Annotated in this window: 3 protein-coding genes and 1 rRNA gene; 2 read left to right on the forward strand and 2 right to left on the reverse strand. The window is 38.0% G+C overall.

Going from position 1 to position 3,803, the window contains the following annotated elements; translation table 11 throughout:
* Both RR062_06115 and RR062_06120 read left to right on the forward strand, forming a co-directional pair.
* Positions 1-360: ribosomal RNA gene (locus RR062_06115) — 16S ribosomal RNA — on the forward strand; the annotation flags it as partial.
* A 464-nt stretch (positions 361-824) separates the two neighbouring features.
* Positions 825-1,670 carry a DUF975 family protein gene (locus RR062_06120; GenBank protein ID MEG2027276.1) on the forward strand — a complete coding sequence of 282 codons (846 nt, stop codon included), beginning with the start codon at positions 825-827 and terminating at the stop codon, positions 1,668-1,670.
* A gap of 126 nt (positions 1,671-1,796) precedes the next feature.
* On the opposite strand, the gene RR062_06125 is transcribed toward RR062_06120, so the two are convergent.
* Positions 1,797-1,949, reverse strand: coding sequence for a hypothetical protein (locus tag RR062_06125; protein ID MEG2027277.1), 153 nt, complete (start codon positions 1,947-1,949; stop codon positions 1,797-1,799).
* Between the two features lie 243 nt (positions 1,950-2,192).
* Positions 2,193-3,434 carry a 6-phosphofructokinase gene (locus RR062_06130; GenBank protein MEG2027278.1) on the reverse strand — a complete coding sequence of 414 codons (1,242 nt, stop codon included), beginning with the start codon at positions 3,432-3,434 and terminating at the stop codon, positions 2,193-2,195.
* Positions 3,435-3,803: the final 369 nt, after the last annotated feature.

Raw genomic sequence — 3,803 nt, forward strand, 5'->3', positions numbered from 1 at the left:
TGGGGATGACGTCAAGTCCTCATGGCCCTTATAGGTGGGGCTACACACGTCATACAATGGCTGGTACAAAGGGTTGCCAACCCGCGAGGGGGAGCTAATCCCATAAAGCCAGTCGTAGTCCGGATCGCAGTCTGCAACTCGACTGCGTGAAGTCGGAATCGCTAGTAATCGTGGATCAGAATGTCACGGTGAATACGTTCCCGGGTCTTGTACACACCGCCCGTCACACCATGGGAGCGGGTCTCGCCAGAAGTAGGTAGCCTAACCGCAAGGAGGGCGCTTACCACGGCGGGGTTCGTGACTGGGGTGAAGTCGTAACAAGGTAGCCGTATCGGAAGGTGCGGCTGGATCACCTCCTTTTAGGGAGTAGGTAACACCTACTTTGTCGTGCAATGGTTATAGCAAAAGTACCACTTTTGAACCATTGATTAGGGTCTTTTTGTTTATCTTATTTTTAGACTTACAAACTTAAAACAAAGATTATTCTAACCCGTTAGTTGTTGACTGTCTCTTGCTTTTCTCTCTTTCATAGTTACAGTTTCTGTTAAGTTCCCCTTAACGAAACATAATCAACACCCCGTATTCCCTATGTGGTGTTTTTTTTATGCCTTTTTACCGCTTTATGCGGTCTTTTTTTATATTTATCGTTATACTTTTTATTTATATCGTTATTAGAGTAGAATAATATAATATTTGTTAATTTATTTATTAATATTTATTAAGAAAATATTTTTTGTATTTAGTCTTGATTTTTATATATTTATATAGTAAACTAATGTTAAACAAATGAAGATTTTGTTTACATTTTTATCGAGGAGGCATCTATGAATAGTTTTCAAATTAGGAAAGAAGCGAGGACGGCTTTGAAAGGTAACTGGGTAAACGCTCTATTAGTATGTCTAATTATGGCGTCGTTTGCTTTCATTATGGGGGTAATCTACGACTTGTCTACCATGGGTATACAAAATGAACTGCTAGACTTACTAGAAAGACAAGGCGCTAATCAGATAACCGATGAAGTTTATTTAGATTTGTACCAAAGTCTTAACGCTAAACTTATACTACTTAACGTATTTAATATTTTGGCTACCATAGCCGGACTATTATTTGGGCTTGCTAACGCCAATTACTTTTTAAGACTTGCCGAAACAAATAATGGCAGATTTGACGTTTTTACAAGTTATTTTAAATATGTTTGGCGTAGCTTTTGTTTATATCTATTAATGACGGTTAAAATTTGCCTTTGGTCTTTGTTATTAGTTATACCCGGCATAATCAAGAGTTTTTCTTATTCGATGGCGCCATATATCAAGGCGGATAATTTAGATTTGTCGGCAGCTGAGTGTATTGACCGAAGTAAAAATATGATGAAAGGGCAAAAGGGCGCTTTGTTTGGATTAGGGTTTAGCTTTATCGGTTGGATTCTGCTTACGGCTTTGGTATATACCGCAATAACCATGGTTCTTCGCATGGTGTTAGGCCTAACCGAAGTTACGACCACTAGAATACAGCCAAGTTCAATTACTGCGCTATCTGCGATGTTGTCAATTCCGCTTACCGCATACATACAAACCGCAACCGCAAAATTTTACCTTGCGCTTAAAGTGAAATTATCTCCCATAGAAGAACAGTCTTCGACTACGGATGAAAAAGAAAATGTCGCTGAATAAATAATTTAAAATGTTATTTATTTTTAAACATAATTATTTTGTCAATTTAATTTAGTACATAAAACAGCCCTTAACTTTTTTTAAGCTAAGGGCTGTTTATTTTTTTGCCTAACTAAACGGGTAAACTTAATCGTTCATCTCATAATACCAACCACTTGTTTGAGTGGGTGGTAATGTTTGACCACGTTTGATTGTGACGGTGTTTACCATCTTGCCGTTGCGGTCGCACACACGATAACTTCCCGATTGAGGAGCTGTGTCGCCAGGATTTAATCTCATAATTATTACCTCCTTAGATAGTACAATATAATTTTGTGTCAAAGGTAAAATTTTATACAGTTATCTTTAAATTTAAATATATTTTTTTTAAAAAATTTAAATATTACATATTGCAAAATTAAAAAGACTTCTACAAATACGAAATTTGTAGAAGTCTAATCAATTTAAATTAGTAATCATTTAAGTATTTTGCAATTTATTTGAAAAGTAAATATTGTAGATTATTTTAACTTACTTTTAAAATTATTTTTTAACCAGTATTTTTTTTAGGTTGGCAAAACGTGGAACGCCGTTTATGTATAAGACCGGGTTTTGACCTTCAATAAGTGGTAAAACATAGTCAAGAAAAGCCGGACTTACATAATTATCGCCACAAATATAAGCGTCAGGCATTTTCTTTTCGTAATTAGCTACGTCTACAAGCGGAATATCAATAAACTTTGTCGAATATCCTTCTTTATTTAGTCGTTTTATACCTATCATAATGTCGGTCTTGCCCTCGATTGCCGAGATTACAGCCTCTTTGCCTGCGCCATAAGCCTCGTCAACGTCGGTTTTACTTGCAATGTGCGCTGCGCAACGTTGCATAAGGGAGAATTCGATAGGGCGAGTCTTAGCGTTTAGTCTAACTTTGAGTAACGCCCCCAAATAATTGCCCACTCCGCCTAGCTGAACGTGATTAAAAGAATCTTTGCTTGCGTTTTTTGTAGCGTATTCGGTAATATATACGCCGTCTTTATCTTTAATGCCTTCGCTTATGGCGACAATAACATTGCCTTTTTGAGCGTAGACTTTTTCGCAGTCAATTAGAAATTTCTCAACGTCGAAGGCTCGTTCGGGCAAATATATTAGGTCGGGTCCAAGTCCGACAGAAGAGGCTACATAGCTTGCGGCGGTTAACCAACCTGCGTTTCTACCCATTATTTCAATCACAGTAGCCGTACCGCTACCGTAAACTTTGGCGTCTAAGGCTATTTCCATACAAGTAGTAGCGATATATTTTGCTGCGCTACCATATCCGGGGCAGTGGTCTGTGCCAAACAAATCGTTATCTATTGTTTTGGGAACGCCTATAATTTGACAAGCGTAGTTGCGTTCGGCAAGAAACTTGCTAATTTTGTTGCATGTGTCCATACTGTCGTTACCGCCGTTATACAAAAAATATCGTATATTGTATTTTGTAAAGACTTGCAATATTTTTTCGTAATCAGTCGAATCTTGTTGGTAGTTTTTTAATTTGTAGCGAACCGAACCCAAAGCCGAACTGGGAGTATTGCGTAAAAGAGCAATTTCTTGGCTGTCTTCCTTAGAAATATCATATAGTTGTTCGTTTAATATGCCTTTAATGCCGTGCGATGCGCCGTATACCGCCGTAATACACTCAATATTACTCGCCGTTTCAAAAACTCCGCACGCCGATGCGTTGATTACGCTACTCGGCCCTCCGCTTTGTCCAAATAGCAATGCGCCAACTAGACTCATAATTACCTCCACAAATGCCAAAGAAATATTACTTTAATAATAGCATAAATCGGGTAAAAAAATCAATAGGCAACGGGCATTTACTTAAAAATAATCTCTGCGCCAACAAATTGTATTTTTTCCAACAAAAAAAGACACCCTCGTGTCTTTGTTGGTAGGAATGCGACTTAGTCTACTTATATTCCTCCCAAACTCTCGTTTGGTAGGAATGCGACTTAGTCTACTTATATTCCTCCCAAACTCTCGTTTGGTAGGAATGCGACTTAGTCTACTTATATTCCTCCCAAACTCTCGTTTGGTAGGAATGCGACTTAGTCTACTTATATTCCTCCCAAACTCTCGTTTGGTAGGAATGCGACTTAGTCTACTTAT

The organism is Clostridia bacterium, assembly GCA_036654455.1.
GTDB lineage: Bacteria > Bacillota > Clostridia > Christensenellales > CAG-314 > JAVVRZ01.